General features: G+C 67.9%; 22 protein-coding genes and 1 tRNA gene. 14 read left to right on the top strand and 9 right to left on the bottom strand.

Annotated elements, in window-relative coordinates; all coding sequences use genetic code 11:
• Positions 1 to 111: 111 nt before the first annotated feature.
• From VF592_RS12100 to VF592_RS12050, 11 genes are all read left to right on the top strand, one after another.
• Entirely contained in the window at positions 112 to 435 is a 324-nt protein-coding gene (locus VF592_RS12100) for a DUF1476 domain-containing protein (protein ID WP_331005879.1), read from the top strand.
• Between the two features lie 4 nt (positions 436 to 439).
• A complete protein-coding gene (locus VF592_RS12095) occupies positions 440 to 679 on the top strand; it encodes a BolA family transcriptional regulator (RefSeq protein WP_331005878.1) in 240 nt (79 codons plus the stop codon).
• Between the two features lie 2 nt (positions 680 to 681).
• Positions 682 to 1,026 (top strand): Grx4 family monothiol glutaredoxin, encoded by a 345-nt coding sequence (gene grxD, locus VF592_RS12090; RefSeq protein WP_331005877.1) that lies wholly within the window; start codon positions 682 to 684, stop codon positions 1,024 to 1,026.
• 259 nt (positions 1,027 to 1,285) lie between these two features.
• Positions 1,286 to 1,654, top strand: coding sequence for a BlaI/MecI/CopY family transcriptional regulator (locus VF592_RS12085; RefSeq protein WP_331005876.1), 369 nt, complete (start codon positions 1,286 to 1,288; stop codon positions 1,652 to 1,654).
• Entirely contained in the window at positions 1,651 to 3,258 is a 1,608-nt protein-coding gene (locus VF592_RS12080) for a M56 family metallopeptidase (RefSeq protein ID WP_331005875.1), read from the top strand. Before VF592_RS12085 ends, VF592_RS12080 begins: the two co-directional genes overlap by 4 nt.
• 61 nt (positions 3,259 to 3,319) lie before the next feature.
• Positions 3,320 to 4,207 carry an MBL fold metallo-hydrolase gene (locus VF592_RS12075; RefSeq protein ID WP_331005874.1) on the top strand — a complete coding sequence of 296 codons (888 nt, stop codon included), beginning with the start codon at positions 3,320 to 3,322 and terminating at the stop codon, positions 4,205 to 4,207.
• Entirely contained in the window at positions 4,192 to 4,902 is a 711-nt protein-coding gene (locus tag VF592_RS12070; RefSeq protein WP_331005873.1) for a DUF4230 domain-containing protein, read from the top strand. Before VF592_RS12075 ends, VF592_RS12070 begins: the two co-directional genes overlap by 16 nt.
• Positions 4,899 to 5,900 (top strand): quinolinate synthase NadA, encoded by a 1,002-nt coding sequence (gene nadA, locus VF592_RS12065; protein WP_331005872.1) that lies wholly within the window; start codon positions 4,899 to 4,901, stop codon positions 5,898 to 5,900. The genes VF592_RS12070 and nadA overlap by 4 nt, the downstream gene beginning before the upstream one ends.
• A 15-nt stretch (positions 5,901 to 5,915) precedes the next feature.
• The gene (gene nadC, locus VF592_RS12060; protein WP_331005871.1) at positions 5,916 to 6,749 is read left to right on the top strand and encodes a carboxylating nicotinate-nucleotide diphosphorylase; all 834 of its coding nucleotides are present in this window, start codon (positions 5,916 to 5,918) and stop codon (positions 6,747 to 6,749) included.
• A 31-nt stretch (positions 6,750 to 6,780) separates the two neighbouring features.
• Positions 6,781 to 7,218, top strand: a complete 438-nt coding sequence (locus VF592_RS12055) for a hypothetical protein (protein WP_331005870.1) — start codon at positions 6,781 to 6,783, stop codon at positions 7,216 to 7,218.
• Entirely contained in the window at positions 7,215 to 7,919 is a 705-nt protein-coding gene (locus VF592_RS12050; RefSeq protein WP_331005869.1) for a ribonuclease T2 family protein, read from the top strand. The genes VF592_RS12055 and VF592_RS12050 overlap by 4 nt, the downstream gene beginning before the upstream one ends.
• On the opposite strand, the gene VF592_RS12045 is transcribed toward VF592_RS12050, so the two are convergent.
• Together VF592_RS12045 and VF592_RS12040 are read right to left on the bottom strand one after the other, a co-directional pair.
• Complete coding sequence (locus VF592_RS12045; RefSeq protein ID WP_331005868.1) at positions 7,894 to 8,319, bottom strand: DUF4112 domain-containing protein; 426 nt, start codon at positions 8,317 to 8,319, stop codon at positions 7,894 to 7,896. The genes VF592_RS12050 and VF592_RS12045 overlap by 26 nt on opposite strands.
• Positions 8,320 to 8,324: 5 nt before the next feature.
• Complete coding sequence (locus VF592_RS12040) at positions 8,325 to 9,839, bottom strand: ABC transporter substrate-binding protein (RefSeq protein ID WP_331005867.1); 1,515 nt, start codon at positions 9,837 to 9,839, stop codon at positions 8,325 to 8,327.
• A 52-nt stretch (positions 9,840 to 9,891) separates the two neighbouring features.
• Here VF592_RS12040 and VF592_RS12035 point away from each other — a divergent pair, with 52 nt between their 5' ends.
• Positions 9,892 to 10,086, top strand: a complete 195-nt coding sequence (locus tag VF592_RS12035) for a hypothetical protein (RefSeq protein WP_331005866.1) — start codon at positions 9,892 to 9,894, stop codon at positions 10,084 to 10,086.
• An 82-nt stretch (positions 10,087 to 10,168) separates the two neighbouring features.
• Here VF592_RS12035 and VF592_RS12030 read toward each other — a convergent pair whose 3' ends face one another.
• Together VF592_RS12030 and VF592_RS12025 are read right to left on the bottom strand one after the other, a co-directional pair.
• Positions 10,169 to 12,601: a hypothetical protein gene (locus VF592_RS12030; RefSeq protein ID WP_331005865.1), complete on the bottom strand. Its 2,433-nt coding sequence runs from the start codon at positions 12,599 to 12,601 to the stop codon at positions 10,169 to 10,171.
• Between the two features lie 35 nt (positions 12,602 to 12,636).
• Entirely contained in the window at positions 12,637 to 12,939 is a 303-nt protein-coding gene (locus VF592_RS12025; protein WP_331005864.1) for a hypothetical protein, read from the bottom strand.
• 1,514 nt (positions 12,940 to 14,453) lie between these two features.
• Between VF592_RS12025 and VF592_RS12020 the strand changes: the two genes are divergently transcribed.
• Both VF592_RS12020 and VF592_RS12015 read left to right on the top strand, forming a co-directional pair.
• A complete protein-coding gene (locus tag VF592_RS12020; RefSeq protein ID WP_331005863.1) occupies positions 14,454 to 15,029 on the top strand; it encodes a recombinase family protein in 576 nt (191 codons plus the stop codon).
• Positions 15,030 to 15,089: 60 nt separating this feature from the next.
• The gene (locus VF592_RS12015) at positions 15,090 to 15,920 is read left to right on the top strand and encodes a ParB/RepB/Spo0J family partition protein (RefSeq protein ID WP_331005862.1); all 831 of its coding nucleotides are present in this window, start codon (positions 15,090 to 15,092) and stop codon (positions 15,918 to 15,920) included.
• Between the two features lie 34 nt (positions 15,921 to 15,954).
• On the opposite strand, the gene VF592_RS12010 is transcribed toward VF592_RS12015, so the two are convergent.
• The 5 genes from VF592_RS12010 to rpsA all read right to left on the bottom strand — a co-directional run bounded on the left by VF592_RS12010 (position 15,955) and on the right by rpsA (position 20,827).
• On the bottom strand, positions 15,955 to 16,629 hold the full coding sequence (locus VF592_RS12010) for a helix-turn-helix transcriptional regulator (protein ID WP_331005886.1): 675 nt from the start codon (positions 16,627 to 16,629) through the stop codon (positions 15,955 to 15,957).
• Between the two features lie 234 nt (positions 16,630 to 16,863).
• Positions 16,864 to 18,441, bottom strand: coding sequence for a tyrosine-type recombinase/integrase (locus VF592_RS12005; RefSeq protein WP_331005861.1), 1,578 nt, complete (start codon positions 18,439 to 18,441; stop codon positions 16,864 to 16,866).
• A gap of 108 nt (positions 18,442 to 18,549) precedes the next feature.
• A tRNA-Leu gene (locus VF592_RS12000) sits at positions 18,550 to 18,630 on the bottom strand.
• A gap of 41 nt (positions 18,631 to 18,671) precedes the next feature.
• Positions 18,672 to 18,950: an integration host factor subunit beta gene (locus VF592_RS11995; protein ID WP_331005860.1), complete on the bottom strand. Its 279-nt coding sequence runs from the start codon at positions 18,948 to 18,950 to the stop codon at positions 18,672 to 18,674.
• 152 nt (positions 18,951 to 19,102) lie between these two features.
• Complete coding sequence (rpsA, locus tag VF592_RS11990; protein WP_331005859.1) at positions 19,103 to 20,827, bottom strand: 30S ribosomal protein S1; 1,725 nt, start codon at positions 20,825 to 20,827, stop codon at positions 19,103 to 19,105.
• Positions 20,828 to 20,955: the final 128 nt, after the last annotated feature.

The raw sequence follows: 20,955 nt of genomic DNA, 5'->3' as shown, positions 1-20,955 counted from the left end.
GAGCCGACCCGCCGGGAGCGCGGATCGCGCGCTCCCGGCGTGACGGCGCCCCGTTGCCTCCCCCTGGCTCCCGGCCTATCTATCGGGAAAGCAACGAGGGAAAATCCGCGCATGACCATCTTCGACGACCGCGAGCGTGCCCATGAGGCGGAGTTCGCGCGGACGGGGGAGATGGCGTTCCGCGTCGCCGCGCGCCGGAACAAGCTGGTGGCGCACTGGGCCGCCGGGCTGATGGGGCTCACCCCGGCCGAGACGGACAGCTATGCCAAATCGGTCGTCCAGGCCGATTTCGAGGAGGCGGGGGACGACGATGTCGCGCGCAAGCTGATCGGCGATCTCGCCGCCGCCGGCGTTGAAGTGGACGACGCCGAAGTCCGCCGCGCGCTGGACGAGCAGATGGTCGAGGCGCGTCGCCAGTTGATGGAGGCCCGTTGATCCCATGCCCATGGCCGCATCCGACATCGAACTGATGATCCGCACCGCCATTCCCGACGCCCAGGTCGAGATCACCGACCTGGCCGGGGACGGCGACCATTATGCCGCGCGCGTCACCGCGGCGAGCTTTGCCGGGCTGTCGCGCGTCCAGCAGACGCGCGCCGTCTATGCCGCCCTTGGCGATCGCATGGGGACGACCCTACATGCGCTGCAACTGACCACCTCCGTCCCCAAGGACCGATGACCATGACCGACGAAGCCCAGACCCGTATCGACTCGCTCGTCAAGGCGAATCCGGTCGTCCTGTTCATGAAGGGCACCGCGTTGTTCCCCCAATGCGGCTTTTCCAGCCGCGCCGTCGCGATCCTCCAGCATCTGAACGTCGATTTCGAGACGGTCGACGTGCTCCAGGACCAGGGCATTCGCCAAGGCATCAAAAGCTACAGCGACTGGCCGACCATCCCCCAGCTCTATGTCGGCGGGGAGTTTGTCGGCGGGTCGGACATCATGATGGAGATGTACGAATCGGGCGAGCTGAAGACCCTTTTCGAGCAGCGGGGGTTCGAGCAGCAGGGCGCCGCGACGGCCTGAGCGCCGGGTGAGGGTGGGTCGACGCGAGACCGGAAAAAAGCGGTCGACCCACCCTGCTGAGGCTGCAAGCGCTCGGCTTCCCCCAACGATGCACCCACCGTGCCAGCGCCGGCGATGCGTGCTTTTCCGCCCCATGCGACAGTTAATGGTCCGCCTGGGCCAGTCGCCGGTGTAAAGCCTGGCGACAGATCCTCGACCCCCCTTGACTACATACGTGATCGGCGGCAATTACGGCCGTAGTCACTATGGGAGCGAGTTTGTGGCCGAACGGATCAGCGATGCCGAGCACGCGGTCATGGAGGTGCTCTGGGACGAGTCGCCGCTGACCGCGCAGGAAGTGGTTGAGCGTGTCGATCCGGGGCGTGGCTGGAGCGCGAACACCGTCAAGACGCTGCTCGGGCGGCTGCTGACCAAGACCGCCATCTCCGCGCAGGAGGATGGCCGCCGCTATCTCTACCGCCCTCAGGTCGAACGCGGCGACTATGTCGCGGGCGAGTCGAAGCGGCTGATGGACCGGCTGTTCGGGGGCAAGCTCACCCCGCTCGTCGCGCATCTCGCCGAGCGTGACCAGTTGAGCGACGCCGACATCGCGGAAATCGAGGCGCTTCTCCGGGATCTGAAGAAGTGACCGGCTGGGCGATCGACGCGGTGCTCGCCTCCGCGGTGCTGATGGCCGCGGTGCTGCTGCTCCGCGCGCCGGTCCGCCGGCTGTTCGGCCCCACCGTCGCCTATGCGCTCTGGGCGCTGCCCGTGCTGCGCCTGGCGCTGCCGCCCTTGCCCGAGCGGAATGAGGCGACGCCGATCAGCCAGGCGGGCGAACTCGTCGTTCAGCTGGTCGCCGCGCCCGTCGCGACAACGGAAAGCGCAGTCGGCGGGAGCATCGCCCTGTTGCTGTGGATCGCCGGGTCGGTCGCGTTCCTGCTCTGGCATCTCGTCCGCTATGCGAGCTTTCGCGCGCATATCCTGCGCGGTCACCAAGGTCTGGCGCGCATCGGCCGGGTGCGGGTGGTGTCGAGCGGCGCCGCGCCCGGTCCGCTCGCCTTCGGCGTGCTCCACCCGCATGTCGCCATGCCCGCCGATCTGGCGCACCGGTTCGACGCCGACGAGCAGGCGATGGCGCTGGCGCATGAGCTGGGCCATCATGCGCGCGGCGACCTGCTCGCCAACTGGGTCGCGCTGGTCGTGCTGGCGGTGCATTGGTGGAACCCGGTCGCCTGGATCGCCCACCGCGCCTTTCGCGCCGACCAGGAGCTGGCGAACGACGCCCGTGTTCTCGGGCGGAGCGGGCCCGACGCCGCCCATGCCTATGCCCGCGCGATCCTGAAGGCGGCGGGCGGTCGCGATCATCCGGTCGCCTGTCACCTCCATTCCGTCGCCGACCTGAAAGGACGCATCCGCATGTTGAAAGCCGGACCCACCTCGCCGCGTCGCCTGATGACCGGGATCGCCACGGTCGCGCTGGTCGCCACGGCCACGCTGGCCATGACGGCCTCGGGCACCCGCGCCGCCGCCGCCGTCAAGGAGCGGGTCGGCGACACGATCGGCGTCGACCTAGCAGCCGCCGAGCTCGACTTGGCGGCGCTCCGCATGCCGGTCCCGCCCGCGCCGCCGCTGCCCGCCATCGCGCCCGCGCCGCTCGCGCCGGCGATTCCGCCGTCGGCGCCCATCCCGGTCGCGCCCGCCGCTCCGGCCATGCCCGCCGTCGCGGCGATCCCGCCCATGCCGCCGCTCCCGGCCGTCGCACCCGTGCCACCCGTTCCGCCGACCCCTCTGGTGCCACCCGTCGCGAGCGATCGGCAGTTCGTCGTCGTTCGTGACCGGGACGGCCGCGCCGCGCGCCGGGTGATCACCGTCCATAACGGTCATGTGACCGACCTGTCCTCGCTCACCACGGTACGCGGGGCGCGCTGCGGCGGCGGCGATCGCCCGGTGGTCCGCCACGAGACCCGGGGCGGGCACCGCGTGACCGTCATCTGCAACGACCGGATCAGACGCGTCGCCGAAGCGGCCGCCGAGCGCGCGGAAGCGGCCGCCGAGGCCGCGGCCGAAGCGGCGGTCGACGCGCGGAGCATCGAGCGCGACGCCCTGCGCGGGGCACTGGAAGGCCTGCGCGGTGCGCGCGCCTCGATCGCGGGCAACCCCCATCTGAGCGGCGAGCAGCGCCGCCGCGCGCTGGCGGGGCTTGAGCAGGGTCTGCGCGAACTCCAGAAAGGCCTGGACAAGACCCGCTGACCGAAGGCGCGCGCGGGAAGGGGAGTTGCGCGGGCGGGCATATCCCGCCACATCGCCGCCCATGCCCGCTCCCCCGACCGGCCCCGACATCGGCCCGCCCACGGGTCGGGCGATCCAGCTCGAACCGCTGGTGGTGCGGGTGCTCGCGCCCAATCCATCGCCCTTCACTCACACGGGCACACAGACGCACATCGTCGGCACCCGTGACCTGGCGGTGATCGACCCCGGCCCCGATGACCCGGATCACCTGGCCGCGCTGCTCCGCGCGATCGACGGTCGGCCGGTGGCGGCGATCGTCGTCACCCATCATCACCGCGACCACAGCCCCGCCACCCGGCCGCTCGCGGCGGCGACCGGTGCCCCGATCGTCGGCGCCGCGCCGGTGCACGTCACCGACGACGGCCCGCGCGCCGATGCGGCGTTCGACCTGGATTACGCCCCGTCGCGGGTGATTCCGGATGGGGAGACGGTGGCTGGGGAGGGGTGGACGCTGCGCGCGCTGGCGACGCCCGGCCACACCTCCAATCACCTCGCCTTCGCGCTGGCGGAAACGGGCGCGTTGTTTTCCGGCGATCACGTCATGGGCTGGTCGACCAGCGTCGTCTCGCCGCCCGACGGGAACATGACCGATTATATGCGCAGCCTGGAGCTGCTGCTCGCGCGCGAGGACCGGGTCTATTATCCCGGCCATGGCGAGCGGATCGACAATCCCCGGCGCTGGGTGCGCGGGCTGCTGGGCCACCGCAAGCAGCGCGAGGGGCAGATATTGCGGTTGCTGGGCGAGGCATCGCTCGACGTGCCCACGATGACCCGGCGCATGTATGTGGGTCTCGACGCCCGCCTGCTGCCGGCGGCCGAGCGGTCGGTGCTGGCCCATCTTCTGGACCTGCGGGACAGGAACATGGTGGCGAACGAACGCCCCGAGGTCGTGACTTGGCGCAGGGTCTGAACAGGGTCGGCGTGCAGAAGGCGCTGGCCGTCATCGGCGCCGTCGCGCTCCTGCTGCTCGGGGTGTCCGCCTATCGGTGGTGGTATCCGCGGGCCGTCCAGGTCGAGCGGAACGACGGCCTGGCGATCGCGCGTGTCGTCGACGCCAAGCTGAGCGACACCACGGACCTGCGGGTCTCCGTGCTTGCCGGCACGATCGCGACCGATATCCGCGACGTGCGGGTCGGCGGTGTCCTCCAGTCGCGGCGCACGGCCAAGCTGCCGTTCACGGCGGATTATTTCGTCGACCTGTCGAAGCTGGAGCGACGCGATTTCCTGTGGAACGGGAAGGACCGTCTGCTCACGATCGTGGTGCCCGACGTGCGGGTGGCCGCCCCCAATATCGACGAGACCAGGGCGTTCGACGTGCGCACCACCGGCGTGTTCGTGACCCGCGGGGCGATGGAGACGATGGCGCGGCGGGCGTCGAATTCGGCGCAGCGGATCGCCCGTGCCGAGGCCGGCAAGCCAGTTCATATCCGACGCGCCCGCGACCAGGGACGCCGCGCCATCGCCGGCCTATTCGAGCGTCCGCTCCGGGTCGCGGGCATCGACGCGACGGTTCGGGTCCGGTACGCAGGCGAGGCCACTCGAAACGACGACCAGTGGGACCTAAGTAGGTCGCTTGAAGAGATTTTCGCCGAAGGACGCGAATGACCGCCATCGACCTGAACCTGACCGGCCTCGACCTGCGCGCCGAGATCGACCGCCTGCGCCGCGAGCGCAACGCGGTGATCCTGGCGCATTACTACCAGAAGCCCGAGCTTCAGGACCTGGCGAACTATGTGGGCGACAGCCTGGACCTCAGCCGCCGCGCGGCGGAGACCGACGCGGACGTGATCGCGTTCTGCGGGGTGCGCTTCATGGCGCAGACGGCCAAGATCCTGTCGCCCGACAAGATCGTCGTCCTGCCCGACATGGATGCGGGCTGCTCGCTGGAGGACAGCTGCCCGCCCGAGCAGTTCGCGGCGTTCCGGGCTAAGCACCCCGACCACATCGCGCTCACCTATATCAATTGCTCGACCGAGGTGAAGGCGCTGTCCGACGTCATCGTCACCTCCTCCTCGGCCGAGAAGATCCTGTCGCAGATTCCCGCCGACCAGCCGATCATCTTCGGCCCCGACCGCAATCTGGGCGGCTATCTGGTCCGCAAGACCGGACGCGAGATGCTGCTCTGGCCGGGCGTGTGCATCGTCCACGAGGCGTTCAGCGAGACCGAGCTGATGAAGCTCCAGGCGGAGTATCCGGGCGCCCCGGTCGCGGCCCATCCCGAATGCCCGGCGGTTATCCTGGACCATGCCGATTATGTCGGATCGACGCGCGGTATCCTGGAATATGCCAATGCCATGCCGGGCGACACGCTGATCGTCGCGACCGAGCCGCACATCATCCACCAGATGCAAAAGACGATGCCGGGCAAGCATTTCATCGGGGCGCCGGGCGCGGACGGCAACTGCAACTGCAATATCTGTCCCTACATGGCGCTCAACAACCTGGAGAAGCTCTACCTCGCGCTGCGCGACCTTTCGCCGCGCATCGAGATCGAGGAAGGGCTGCGGCTGCGCGCCAAGAAGAGCCTCGACGCGATGCTGGCCATGGCGAGCGGGACGGTCGGGCAGGGCGATCTCGGCCCGGTCCGCGTGACCGGCGACTGAGACCGGGGACCGCCGATGATCCCCGATTTCGATCTCGATCGCTTCGTCCGTGCTGCCCTCGCCGAGGATCTGGGCGATGCGGGCGACATCACTTCCGCCGCGGTGATCCCGGCCGATGCGATGTTTGACGGCGTGATGGACAGCCGTGACCCGATCACGGTCGCGGGGCTGTTCCTGGCCGAGGCGTTCTTTCGCCACCTCGATCCCGAGGTGCGCATCGAGCGGCTGGTCGAGGACGGCGCCCGAGTGCCGGCGGGGTGCGACCTGCTCCGCCTGCGGGGCCGGGCCCGCGCGCTACTGACGGCCGAGCGGTCCGCGCTCAACAGCGTCCAGCACCTGTCGGGGATCGCCACGCTGACCGCCGCGCATGTGGACGCGATCGCGGGGACTGGGGCGACCCTGCTCGACACGCGCAAGACGATCCCCGGCCTGCGGCTGCTGGAGAAATATGCGACCCGCACGGGTGGCGCCCGCAATCACCGCATGGGGCTGTGGGACGCGGCCATGATCAAGGACAATCACGTCGCGGTCGCGGGCGGCGTCGCCGAGGCCGTGCGGCGCGCGAAAGCGGCGGGAATCGCCGACATCATCGTCGAGGTCGACCGGCTGGACCAGATCGCGCCCGCGCTGGAAGCCGGCGCGACGCACCTGCTGCTCGACAACATGCCGCCGGCGGTGCTGGTCGAGGCGGTCGCGCGCGTGGACGGTCGCGTCCCGACCGAGGCGTCCGGGGGCGTGACGCTGGCGACGATCCGCGCCATCGCCGAGACGGGGGTGACCTTCATCTCGGTCGGGCGGCTGACCCAGTCGGCGCCGGCCGCCGATATCGGTCTCGACTTCACGGTCTGACCGCGTCACCACGACCGCAGGGAAGGGTTTAATGAACAAGCCGCCGTCGATCACACGCTTTGAGCAATTCTGGTTCGCATCGACCCTGTTCTGGCTCGTCGGCACGCGCCTGGCCTGGGACCGGACGCAGCATGCGCTGCAACTCGACCAGCGAACGATCCCGGTCGCGGGCTGGGCGCAGTGGTTCATCATCGGGCTGGTGGCGGTGACGACGCTCATGCTCTGGTATCTGGTGGCCCGCCGGGGGAGCAGGGTGGCCAAATGGCTCGTCGTGCTGCTCGCGGTGATCGGCGCCGGCCGGCTGCTGCTGACGCTGTTCACGCTCCTCGCGTCGGCCAACCCGCATCCCTTGTCGCAGGGCAGCTTCATCCTCTCCGCCGCGCTGACAATCGCGTCCGCGGCGATGCTGTTCCGCGATGACGCGCGGATCTGGTTCGGCGAGGCGTTGTTCGAGGAGGACCCCGCATGATCCGTCTCGCCCTGGCCGCGGCGGCTTCGCTCACGCCGGCAGCCGTCGGTGCGCAGGCCTATAGCTGCGCGGTCCCGGCGGGCATCCAGCCCGTACGCGCCGACCTGCCGAGCCGCGACCAGCCGCGCCGGGTGCTGCCCATCGCGAGCTATACGCTGGCCATTACCTGGGCCCCGCAATATTGCCGGGAGCGCGGCCGCGACACATCGTTCCAATGCGGTCGGGGTAACCGGTTCGGCTTCACCCTCCATGGGCTGTGGCCCGACGGGGCGGACAAGGAATGGCCGCAATATTGCAGATCCACCGCGCTCGTTCCGCAGCCGGTGATACGCCGGAACCTGTGCGCGACGCCGTCCGCGCAGCTCATCCAGCATGAATGGGCCAAGCACGGCACCTGCATAGCCGGGTACGACCCGGCGCGCTATTTCGGCCGGGCGACCGCGCTCTACGGTCGCCTGCGCTATCCCGACATGGAGACGCTCTCCCGCCGGACATCGACCGCCGGCGCATTCGCGGCGGCGATGGCGCGCGCCAATCCGGGCCTGCGCCCGGACATGATGCGCGTGACGGCGACGCGGCAGGGCTGGCTCGACGAGGTCTGGGTCTGCCTCGACAGGGCGTTCCGCTATCGCCGTTGCCCCGCACACCAGGGTGGCCTCGCGGCGAACGCGGCGCTCAGGGTGTGGCGCGGCCCTCGATGATCGCGGTCGCGGGGTGATGCTTGTCCAGATGCCGTTTCAGCATCCGCAGGTTGCGGGTGTTGGAGCGGAACAGGAAATCGGCGACGTCGCCCACGAACGGCACCAGTCCGATCATCGTGTCCAGGCCGACATTGCCCGCCATCCGCGCGATCTTGAACTTGGACAGCCCCAGATTGCGCGCTTCCCACACCATCCAGGCGCCTAGCCCCGCGCCGGCGAGATCGCCGACGAGGGGCACGAAGCCAATCAGCGTGTCCAGCCCGACCGGGCGATTGATGCCGGGCACGACGAACAGCCGCTCGAGCAGTTTCTCCATCGCCTCGATCCGCATCCGCACCGAGGCGGGGTCGCGACCGAGCTTCAGCCGGTCGAAAAAGGCGGGATCGATGCGGCGTTCCATCTCGCCTATCTGGGATCGGTACGCAGCCGGTTCAACGGATGCCAAGCCCGACCATTGGGGCGCCATTGTCCCAGCCGGGGCCCCACCAGCGACCAGCGGAGCGGGCGGGCGATCGGAATGAATGCGACATCGGCGTCCAGCAGTCGATCGGCCGCCGCGATCTCCCGTCCACGGGCGGCGACGTCCGGGGCGTCGCGCGCAGCGGCCAAGGCCGCGCTCGCATCGGGGCTGCAGGGGGTGCAGGCATTGGCGAGATACCAGCGCGCGCTGTCATAGGGCGCGACCCGATCGACCAGCCGCAGTTCGGCGGGCGACGTCCAGCCGGCCCGTTCGGGTATGATGCCGATCGCAAGGAGCGACGCAGCGATCCGGCCGTACAGGATCGTCGCGCCGGGCCCGTCCGGAAGGGCAATCCGCAGCCGCACGGGTCGGGCATGGTTCCGCACCAGCGCCCGCGCGGCGCCGCGGCGCTGATCGAGCGTCAACAGGGTCCAGGCCGGTACGGTCGGCGGCGTAGCGCTGTCCAGCCGTTCCGGCAGGATGCGATCGACCGGCTCCCAGGCCGGCGCGACCGCGGCGGTGATCGCGGATCGATCCAGGGCCTGCGAGATCGCCGCCCGGTTCTCCGCCTCGGCAAGGAAGCCGTCCCGCGAGATCACCGCCATCCCGAACAGCCCGACCGCCGGATCGACGCGGATATCGGCCGGGCGAATCTCGGCGGCCGACACCAGCGGCCATGACGCAAAGGTCCCGCCGCTCACCAGATCGGCGCGGCGCCGGCTGAAGCGCGCCACCGCCAGCGCGGCACGCTCCGATATCAGGCGGACATGGTCCGCCGGCCGGGTGGCCGCTGGAGCGTCCGGGTCGACGCGCGCCGGGTCGGCCGCCGGGCGGAGCAGCGGATGCGGCTTGTCGGCGATCAGCCGCAGCGGCCCCGTCCCGCCGATCCGCGATCGGACCACGGCCATTTCCGGCTGGGCGAACAATTTGAGCAGGTCGGGCCGTTGCCGGTCGAGCCGGACCTCCAGCACCTGCGGGGTCATCGCCACCACCTCGTCGACCGCGGTCAGATAGGGGCGCAGCGGGTTGGACCGCGCGGTCAGGCGGCGGGTGAGGGCGGTCGCCACCTGGCCGGCGGTGACGGGGGTGGCGTCCGGCCACTCGGCCGGGCGGAGACGAAAGATATAGCTCCTGCCCTCGTCGATGACGATCCAGCGTTCCGCGAGGCCCGGCTCGATCTGTCCCGCGGCATCGAAGCGAACCAGCCCCTGCTCGGTCGCGTCGGCGAGGAGGCGGATCGACAGGTCGGCGGTGCCGGGGGCGGACTGGCCCGTGATGGCGCTGACGATGACGGGGCCGGTGTCGGCGGACCGGTCGCAGGCCGCGAGTGCCAGGGCCAGAAGCGTGGTGCGGACGGCGGGAGTATATCCCCAGTCCCCTAAAACCCGCAGAAAACCGTGCTTTACCTTTTCCTCACCATCAATGTTCGTCCCTCCGTCTTGTACCTCTTTTCCTGCCATGCAATCAAGGGGCGGCAGGGCGGGGGGTCCGTCAGAGGCAAGAGGAAGAGACATGGTGCAGGCGGTAAGCGTTCCGGGTGAGGCGAGCAACGAGCTGGAGCTGGAGCTGGAGGACGGGGTGACCTTCGTCGACTATATGGGTTGCGGGGTGTTCGTGGTGGATCAAGTCGACAGCTTCACTCAGGCGGCCCAGCAGGTCGTCCTGACGCGGGCGGACCTGGAGCGCATGCTGGCCTGGAAGGGCTGAGCGTCCTCCGATGGAAAAAGAACCCCCAGGACCCCAGGCTACCTTGCGGCGGCGTGGAGAACTGGGGGTAGGCGTAGGGCGGCTAGAAGGGACGGCGGCGGTACAGCGGGGCCTGGTCGGCCGCGTCGGGGACGGCCTGGGGCTCCAGGTCCGCAATGTCGATCGGGGGGAGCGGGTCAGTGCTAAGTCCGGCGGCCTGGAGGATGCCCACCTTGGCCACGTTCCCGGCTCCCCGGTCGATGGTGCCCCGTAGAGCCGTGTCGGAGCGGGTCCGGCTGGAGAGGGCTCCCATCGCGGCCCGAACGTCCTGAGGGGCCGTAGGGGTCAACAGCTCCGCCATGCGGTCCTGGACGTCACCACGGAAGGCGAGGGTGCCGCGCGGGTTGCCTTTCAACAGCACGGAACTGAGGGCCCCAAGGATGCGGCCCTGAGACAGCTTGCGGGTCACATCGACCGCCGTGCCAGCATGATCCATAAGGGAGTCCTGAGCGTCCGTTTGGTGCCCTGGGGATCGCACAGCGGCAAAGGTGCGCCATGCTTGGTCTTCACCTTCCAAGCGATCGTCTAGGCGGCTGAGGACGCCGGGGCGGCCCGACACGGCCTCGATGGCCTGGAGCTTGGCCGTATCGCCAGAGCCGGATGCCAGCCCGGCCCCGGAGAGGCCCAGCGGTTGGCGGACGGCCTGGGCCACGTTGGCGGCGGGCTTGAGGCTCGCTTGGGTAGCGGCGTCCGCCAAGGCGGTACGGGCCCCGGCCATCCATCCCTCCTGGGCATGGTTGGGCATGGCGCGGCGCTGGGCGTCGATCTCGGGCCCGCTGAGCTTCCCGATGCTCGCGCCACGCTCCAGGGCATCGCGTAGAGCCATCTCGTCCGCATAGTTCGCGGTGACATCCCGGTAGGCCGGGTTCTGAGCTGAGAGGGCACCCTGGAGGTCCTGAGCGCGGGCGTTAATGTGAAGCGAGTTGCTGTTGTTCGTCACCCGGCCGGTGATCGGGTTGACCTCCGCAGCAGCCCGGCCGCTATCCCGCATGGCCCGCACGACCTGGTCGAAACCCTCAGTCGAGAGCGTGTCCAGGCCGCTGATGTTGCCTTGCGGGTCGAGCTGGAACCCAAGAGCGTTCGGGTCCCGCTGGGCATTGCGGATATTCTTCACGGCCTGGGGAAGGGCGTCCTGGAACGCCGGAGTTCCCATGATGGCCCGGATGTCAGGCGTCACCACCATGGGCTGAGCGTAGGCGGCGGCGTAGCCTGGGCCTGAGGCATTGGAGGCGCGGCGGCGGATGGCGTCCACCTCCGCTACTGGGTCGATGATGGGGCCCAGCGCCTGGGCAACGTGGCCGCGTATGCGGGAGCCTGCCTGGGCCTGCCGGGCCGCTAGTTCACCACGGGCGCGGGTTGCCATCGTGCCCTGCCCTTGAAGGGCCCAGGCAGCGGTGTCCCGGAGCCGGTCGGTGACATCGGCGGGCATGGCGGGGACGCTCAGGGCACCACGTCGGGCCACCTCCGTAGCGATCGTGTCAGGTGTGGCGGGAACCGTTCCGCGCCCCATTCCCGTCGCGATTACGGCGTCCTGGAGTTCCCCATTGATGATGCGTTCCGCCTGGGCGTGGGCGGCAACGCTGGGCTCCAGAAGCGGCTTGCGGGTGATGTGGCGCGGCAGGTTCTCCACGCCAGTCAGAAAGCCGTTCACGCCGGGGATGTTGCGCCGGGCGGCCGATACGCTGTCGCCAGCCTTCTGGGCCACCGGGGCCGCCGCGCCCCCCAGGACACCACCGACAAGGGCCGCGCGTCCGGCGTTGGCTAGCCGCCCCTCCCCGGTATCGTTCAAGGCCCCGGAGAGGGCACCGTATCCGGCCCCGTTGGCGGCACCGTTCAGGACTCCGGCTTCCCAGGTTGCCCCTTTGGCCACGCGGGCCATGGGCAGGGCGAAGCTGGAACCGAACCCTAGCCAATCGGCGACGCTAGCTATCTGGGGATGATCGATCTCCAGACGGGCCTGGTCCTGTTCATAAGCCGCCGCCTCTTCGCTGTAGGCCTGAGACGGGTCCCAGGAGGTCATTCCAAACCTGGCGGCTATCGTGTTGCCCAAGGCCCCGCCAGCGCCTGCTAGGGCCTTCCCCGAGCCGGGAATGAGTCCATCCATGAACTCGCCAGCGGTGGCGCTGATCGACTCCAGGGCGGTGTTAGGAGGCGGTGTGGGGGACGGCGGGGCCGGGGAGTCGGGGGCTTCGCCGTAGCGGACGGACGCGGCGACCTGGGGTTCGCGGGCCCGGTTGGCGATAAAGGCCTGAGCTTCCGCGTCCGTGATGTCGAACCCGCGCGACCGCACGAAGCCCTGAAGAGACGCGGCGGTGGATCGGGGGTCCCTCGCCAGTTCGATATACGTGGCTTCGTCCTCAGGGGACATGCGGGCACCCTGGAGGTCCTGGACGGTGACGCCTTCGGAGCCCAGGTAGGTGGCGATCTCGCGTTCGGTCGCGCGGGCGACGATCATGCGGCCCACGTTGGCCTTCACCCTAGTGAGGTCGGGCATGGTCGGTTCGGAGGCACTCACGCGGCAGCCTCCAGGCCCCATCGCGCCCGGAAGGATGCCTGGTCCCCTTCGGGGTCATGCGGCGGGAGCGCCGGGTCGTCATCGAACAACGCCGGGTCGGTGAGGTCCACCGCATTGCGGTAGACGGTAGGGTGATGGCGGCTGAGTTCCTGCCACGGAAAGTAGGAGTTCCAGTGGGTGAGTGGCCGCACGGGGAGCGTATTGTCTGCCAACAGCGTCAGCTCTAGGCGCGGGAAGCCGTGAAGGTCGGCGAGCTGGTTGGCTTCCCGCCGGACCCAGGCGTCCAGCATCCGGTCCAACGGAGCCGGGAGCTCCTTCGCGATCGTCGCGACCCCAAGGGGTGACACGGCGGTGAGACGGACGGGGCCGGTAGGGGACGGGAAGGTCTTCAGGTCCAGGTGGGCACAGTCGATACGGGAGAGGGAGGCCCGATCGGTGCGGCGGTGGTTTGCGGCGAAGATGTCGGTGGCGGCGAACCACGCGGTATCGGGGGATAGGAGGACGCGAACGGGCGTCTTTCGGTAGCGCAACGAGATGTTCAGGGGGGATTGCTCCGGTCGGGCGTTGCAAGCGCCGGATGGGGAGGCTCCACCCGTGTAGCTTTAAGCCCCGGCATGAAGGCTTGCAACACTTCAAGACCGGGGCGGCGGGACGGGCAGGTAGGCCGTGGAAGGCCTATAGGTCGCACTAAGGGGGCAGGCGCTGGCGAGCCGGACTCTGCTATAGGGAGCACTCATCGGGTCCAGTTGCCGGAGCCCAGCGCGGGCTACATGAGACCCGGCGGAGCCCGGAGGGCCCCCTGGAAGGCCGGTATGGGACCCGAGCGGCTGGGGAGGCGCATGGGACCCTGGAGGCGCACATGGGACCCGTCGAAAGGCGGGAGGGGACCCGCGCGGGACGGCATGGGACCCAAGATAATCGGGCGGTGTTCCGGCGTTCTCCAGGGAACCGTTGCGGCACTCAGGGTCCGATTGGCGGCGGCATTGTTCGAGCGAAGCCGCCAGTTTTGAGCGCGATCGGCGAAGGCGCTTTGGGTCCCCCGGCGGGGTGGGGAGGGGACCCAACGGGGGCCCATCGACAAAGGTCATGGGATTTTAAAGGGATAGGGAAAGGGGCGGCCGACGGGCCGTGCCGCGCTGGGGATGGGCAGTACGGCCTGGCAGGGCGGTCGGGGCGTCTAGGCCATTCAGGTCCGGCCGGGCGCGTGATGGGCAGGCGGGGACATTCAGGGCCATTCGGGAGTGTGTCGGCCCGATAATACACCTCTGCCGTTGTAAGGGCGGCGTGGGACCTAGGCCCCTCCAGTCCCCGTGCCGTCCACAGTCATTTGAGGTTCCGCAGGGCGCGACCTGGGCCTGCCTGGCTCCAGCGGGGCCGCTATCACGACCACCTGGTCCGGGGAGGCCACATAGTACCGGCCGCCCGTGCCGTCCTCCAGAGCAACCCAAGCGCCGCAGTGGCCCGCGTCCTCCACGATGACCGGATGCGCCGCGCCGGGGAGCGAGACGCGCACTAGGTGGCCCGTGTCGATCCCCATTCGGATCACGGACACCATCGTGTCCTGCCAACCGCCTTGCGGTGCGCTGGGGTGTCTGTCGTTCGCCATGCGGCAGAACGTAAGCGGGAGCGGCTCCCGGCGTCTATGGGCGCGGCAGGATTTTACCGTCCCACCTTGGCCCAGGCTGTCCCGAAAGTTGTACGTTGTGAGTCAGGCGGCGGCGGGGCCCGCAAGATGCCTCACAAGATATGTTGACACGGTTGTGAGATGGTCTCATAAGGACAGCATACCTTGTGAGGCGAAAGGGCCAGAGCGATGAGCCGGATTTCCTATTACCGTGTCAGCACCGGGGACCAGAGCGTGGAAGCTCAACGTCATGCGCTGGGCGGCGGGTTCGACCGGGAGTTTGAGGACGTAGGTGTCAGCGGGGCCGTGCGGGCTGAGGACCGGCCGGGCTTCGCTAAGCTCCTCCAGTTCGTCAGGGAGGGGGACACCCTCTATCTCTACTCAATCGACCGGCTGGGCCGTGATGCCCTGGACGTCCAAGCGATGGTCCGCCATTTGCTTGACATGGGCGTCACCCTGGACGTGCGAGGCCTTGGCGTGATCGGTCGGGGCGTGGGGGAGCTGGTCGTGGCCGTACTGGCCCAGATGGCTGATATGGAACGGCAGCGGATCAAAGAGCGGTGCGAGAGTGGCCGGGCGGCGGCGCGGGCGTCCCTGGCGGTTACCGGCAGGACCCATAAGGGCAAGGCGAGCCTGGGGCGGCCCACGGCGGCCGATGCCACTGAGGTTGCCGCGTGGCGCAAGGCGAACGCCGCCAGCATCCGGCAGACCGGGGAGCACTTCGGTATCAGCAAGGCCACGGTGGCGCGATACTGCGGAGCGTAGGGGGCTTCACAGGGTCTCAGGGTATGCATATTGCATAGGCGAATTGCATAAGGATCGTCCGTGTACGTCATCGACCCGCCGAACCGGTCCGCCATCCGGTGGGAAGCCGCCCAGCTTGCGGCCCAGGATGCGGGCGGGTCTCTCGACAGCTCGCCAGACCAGCTTGACCGGGAGGACATCCACGAAGCTCCGAACCTCTTCCAGCCGCGTTTCGATAGCATCGCCTATGCGCCGGGGCGGAGCGGTGCGCACGTTGCGGAGCTGGCCCGCATAGCGAAGCGCGGAACGCCTCTCGACCCGGTCACAGTGGTGGCTTTCGGGGACCGCTGGTATCTGGTCGACGGTCACCACAGACTAGCTGCATATGGTGAGGCAGGCTGGGCTAAGCCGGTGCCCGTCCGCGCTGTCGGGTCCGCTCTCCGGGGACAAGAGCGAGTCGACTGGGCTATCGCGCTCAGCATCGCGGATAACGCGAAGAACCGGCTGAATATCAGCACGGCTGACAAGGCCGACGCCGCGTGGCTTGCCATCGCCCGGAAGGCCGACAGGTCTAAGGCGGACATGGTCGCAACCTACGGCATCTCGGATGGGCTGGTAGCGGACATGCGCCGCGTCCGGGGGGACCTGGAAGCGGCCGGGATGCCCCCGGCGGCCTGCACGGGCTGGCGGGCAGCCAAGCGGGAGCGGGACCGCCTTAGGGACGATGCAGGCCCAGGGGCACCGGGCGACTTCGGAGAGATGCGGAGACGGCAGGCCGCCAAGCGGCTTCAGCCCGTCATGGAAATGCGCCTCCCCCCGGATCAACTGGCAGAAGCTCTGGAGCAATTCTCCCCAGGCATCGTGGAGGCCATGGCGGCGGCGCGAAGGTTGGCTGGCGTCGGGGCCGAATGACTGGAGCCGCGAGCGTCACGCCGACCGCGAAACTCTAGAATGGAACATCGTCGTCTTCCAGATCAACGAACCCCGATGCGACCTCAAGTCCCCACCAAGGTACTGGCTTCCTGTAGAGGCGAGGGTCCGTTGAGCGGGCAACGACTAGTTGCATCGCTTTCACGTCCGTGTACGGCGTCCAGTCGTTGGTGCAGCACCTATCAGGTCCGGGATCATATTGCGGATACTTCGCTTTGATCCAAGAAGTAGTTGTATAGAGACCGATATTCACCAAGCTCAGCGCCTGTAAATGAGCCATGAGCGCGCCCGAGAGAACAAGCTTTTGACTGAGCGTCAACTTTCCCGGCCGTTCATAATAGTTCCAGGGGGAGGGTAGTCGAGCCTCGATTGCCCCCACCAAATCGAGTATGGGCTGTAGCTCCGTTGGGTTGGGGTCCAGTTCGCAGTCGAGAACCGCTACTCCTGACGTTTCAAGCTCGTCTATAACCGCGCGAATACTCACTACACGCCGAAGCCCAATGGCCTCCTCAGAGTTTATCTCCTCGGGGTCAGAGACCAGGCTACTCAGCGGCATCTCCAGAGCGGAAGCAAAATCATTGAGAGTTTCAAGGCTCATATTCAGCCCTGCCTCCGCCCGTTGAACTGTTCTCTCGGACACGCTACTTAGAATTGCCAACTTCTCTTGCGTCATACCCATACTTTCCCGCACTTGGCGTAGTCGCTTTGGGTCGTGTTTCAAGATTGCATCCTCTCTGGTTTGCTAGCCCTGTATCGCTGAAACAATGCTGACATGGGGACGTCACCGGAGCGACAATAAGGCGACAAGCTTACGACAGGAAGACGACATTTTAGAGCTGACGCACGACAGCGAACCGCCGATCGCGACAGTTGGACGATACCGGGGCGACACCATTGTCTCGCTTAGAGGCTTCCACCCGTCTCGCTACGCCTTGGAAACTAGATATCGTGGAAGCTGGGCCACGGCTTCCGCTAAGGTCGCGATCGGGACCCTTCCGTAAGTCTGCCCTACCGTCTTCGCGGCGTGGCCCTGGAGGGCGTCGGCAACCCGTTCGGGCACCCCGGCCTGGAGGGCTTGCGTCTTGAACCGATGCCGCCACCCGTGGTTCGGGGAGACGTTCGGGTCCGTGATGCCCACAGTGCCGCGCACCCACTGGCCCAGGCGCTCGCCCACCTTCCTGACGTGGCGGTTGGTGTCCGCGTGTACACGCTGGCGGGAGGGATCGTAGAACAGCGGTCCGGCCCCCAGGCCCCCCACAAGCTCCAGGAATCCTTGTTCGATCAGGTGAGCATGTAGCGGGACAATGCGGGCCTCCTGGGCCTTCACGGTCCCGGCCTCAGGCGTGATACGGATGGTCCACACCCCCTCTATCTGGGCCACGTCTTCGCCCCTGAGCTGGCTTAACTCATTCACCCGCGCCCCGGTGTAGGCGCATAGCCAAGGTATCCACCGGCGGGCCCGTGCGTAGGTCTCAGCGACGTTGGCGTGAACGGGCGCGAAGGTGGCGGCAAGGATACGCTGAGCCTCTTCGTCGGTGAAGTCGCGCTCCCGCAGCTTGGGCCTCTTTGCTCCCCGGACCACGATGCCTAGCGCGACGTTGGTGGACAGCCTCCGTTCCTGGACGGCCCAGTTCAACATGGCCTTCACTGATCCGATATACTTCCCGCGAACGGTTCCGGCTTGCCGGACACTTCCGTCCCTCAGGGGCTCGACTAGTAGCAGGTCCCGCCACCGCAATAGGTCGTCGGCCGTTAGCCGTAGGGCGTCGTCATGGCCCAGAAAGGCCACAAGGTTCTCCACCGCCCGCCTCCAGTCCTGGGCCGTGATGGGTTTCAGAACGGCGGCGGCATAGGCATCGAACGTGGCCAGCAACGGGACGCGCAGGTCGGCCTTAGAGGGCCCTGAGGCGAGCGGCGGGGGCGGGGAGGGCGTCGGGACCACCTCCCCGGCAAGCCGGGCCTGGGCTACCTCGCTAACCCGAATGGCGGTATCGTTCAGCTCCCGGCATAGGGCCTGGAAAGCCGCGTGGTCGTTCGGGTCCACCGCTAGGCCCTGGGCCGCTAGCAGCTCCCGCGCCGAGTCGCCCCATTCCTCTTCGATCGCTTCCAGGTCGCCAGAGCCGCGCCAGAGCTTGAAGTCGGGGAGCTTCCACTCCCATCCCGCCTGGACCCGCCGGGCACCCTCAGGACCCTTCGCCCAGCGGTCCCGTTCGTCGTGCTCTAGCCATTCGATCTCGAATATCTTGCCCAGGTAGGCCACCGTCGGGGCGTCCAGGGCGTCATAGGTCCCGGACGCCAGCTTGCGGGCCTTGGCGGTGGTCGCATCGAACTGGGCAAGGGCGAGGCCGTAGCGGGCGTGGAAGTCGGGGGAGCTGGCGTCTCTGGTGCCCAGGGACACTTTCAGTTCCCGCGCCGCGCCGGGGATGAAAGCCCGAAGCTCAGGCGGGTAGGCACGGCGGAAGCTCAGGCGGCCTGTCTTCGGGTGCGACTGTACGTGCTTCACGACTATTCCCATCGGGGCTTTTGTACCTCCACCATGTGCCTTGGTGAGGTGGAAAGCCACGGAAAACTGCCGTTTCTGAGGGTTGTCAGGCCCTTAGAAGGGTGTGGGTGCGGACGGCGGGACTTGAACCCGCACTCCAGAGGAAACCGATTTTAAGTCGGCAGCGTCTACCGATTTCGCCACGTCCGCCCACCACCGAGGGACAAGCCCATCGGGACGGACAAATCAACTCACACGTTGAGCCGCGCGCGCATTTCCTTGCCGGGTTTGAAATAGGGAACGCGTTTGGCCTCGACCTCGACATGCTCGCCGGTGCGCGGATTTCGGCCCGTTCGGGCGTCGCGCGGACGGGTGGAGAAGGCGCCGAAGCCGCGCAATTCCACCCGGCCATTGGCCGCCAGCCGCGCGGAGATCGTGTCGAAGAAGCAGCCGACGATCGCCTCGATCTCGCGCGTCGACAGGTCGGGATGTTCTTCGCACAGGCGATCGACGAGTTCCGACCTGATCATCTTCGAGAGCCCCCTTCAGCCGAGTCGATGGCTACGTCGTTGCTATCGCGCAACTTGTCGGACGGAAAGGTCCGATACGATGCTCAAATAAGAAATGTAGATTAAAGTCATGGCGGGGCCGGAGCGTATGGTGCTCCGGCCCCGCCATCGCCTCAATTACCCTCGCGAGCCTTGAGCGCGGCGCCCAGGATGTCGCCCAGCGACGCGCCCGAGTCGGACGAGCCGTACTGCGCCACGGCCTGCTTCTCCTCGGAGATCTGCATCGCCTTGACGGAGAAGGTCGGCTTCTTGGACCGGTCGAAGCCCGTCACCATCGCGTCGAACTTCTGGCCGACCTGGAAGCGCTCGGGGCGCTGCTCGTCGCGGTCGCGGCCGAGATCGGTACGCTTGATGAAACCGGTGACCCCATCGTCGCCGACCTGCACCTCGAGACCCGCGTCGCGGACCTCGAGCACGGTGACCGTGGTGACCTGATTCTTGTTAACGCCCGCACCACCGGCCGCGGCGGCGCCGCCCACCACGGGGGCGCCGCGCTCGAGCTGCTTCATGCCGAGCGAGATGCGCTCCTTCTCGGCGTCGATGTCGAGCACCACGGCCTGAACGGTCTCGCCCTTACGATGGAGGTTGAGCGCGTCCTCGCCCGAGACGCCCCAGGCGATGTCGGACATGTGGACCATGCCGTCGACGTCGTTGTCGAGGCCGATGAACAGCCCGAATTCGGTCGCATTCTTGACCTCGCCCTCGACGGTCGAGCCGATCGGATGGGCCGCCATGAACGCGTCCCAGGGGTTGTTCTGCGCCTGCTTGAGGCCGAGCGAGATGCGACGCTTCTCGCCGTCGACCTCCAGCACGATCACGTCGACCTCCTGCGAGGTGGAGACGATCTTGCCCGGATGGACGTTCTTCTTGGTCCAGCTCATCTCGGAGACATGGACCAGCCCCTCGATGCCGGCCTCGAGCTCGACGAACGCGCCGTATTCGGTGATGTTGGTGACGCGGCCCGTCAGCTTGGCGCCGACCGGATATTTGACCGACGCGGCATCCCAGGGATCGCTTTCCAGCTGCTTCATGCCGAGCGAGATGCGCTGCGTGTCCTTGTTGATCCGGATGATCTGGACGCGAACGGTGTCGCCGATGTTGAGCACCTCGGACGGGTGCTGGACGCGCTTGTAGCTGAGATCGGTGACGTGGAGCAGACCGTCGATGCCGCCCAGGTCGACGAACGCGCCGTAATCGGTGATGTTCTTGACGATGCCCTCGATCACCTGGCCCTCGGCCAGCGACTGGATCAGGCCCGAACGCTGCTCGGCGCGGGTTTCCTCGAGGATGGCGCGGCGCGAGACGACGATGTTGCCGCGCTTGCGATCCATCTTCAGGATCTGGAAGGGCTGGGGCAGGTCCATCAGCGGGGTGACGTCGCGCACGGGGCGGATATCGACCTGGCTGCCCGGCAGAAAGGCGACGGCGCCCGACAGGTCGACGGTGAAGCCGCCCTTGACGCGGCCGAAGATCACGCCCTCGACACGGGCCTGCTTGGCGAATTCGGTTTCCAGCTTGTCCCAGGCGGCTTCGCGGCGGGCGCGGTCGCGGCTGAGCATGGCTTCGCCGTGCATGTTCTCGACCCGGTCGACATAGACCTCGACCTCGTCGCCGACCTTCAGATCGGCCTTCTGCCCGGGCGCGGCGAACTCGCGGAGGGGCACGCGGCCTTCCGACTTGAGGCCCACATCGATGACGGCGAGATCATTCTCGATCGCGGTCACGGTGCCATGGACGACGCGTCCCTCGAAGCTGTCGGCACCGCCGAACATGTCGTCGAGCATCGCGGAGAAATCGTCGCGGGTGGGCATAACCTGGGTCGGGGCTTGGGTTGCCATAAAGGTCTTCGAATCCTCAGTATATTTGTCCGGCCAACCGGTTGGGTCCGGTGGTCTTGGCCTGATAACCACCGCGACGACCCCATGCCGGCGCGGCGTCCGGGAAGGATGGTGCGGTTGGAGGAAGA

It is taken from the genome of Sphingomonas sp. (assembly GCF_036388435.1).
In the GTDB taxonomy this organism is placed as follows: Bacteria; Pseudomonadota; Alphaproteobacteria; order Sphingomonadales; family Sphingomonadaceae; genus Sphingomonas.
The sequence above is the reverse complement of the archived record's forward strand: the minus strand, read 5'-3'. Positions and strand labels throughout refer to the sequence as shown.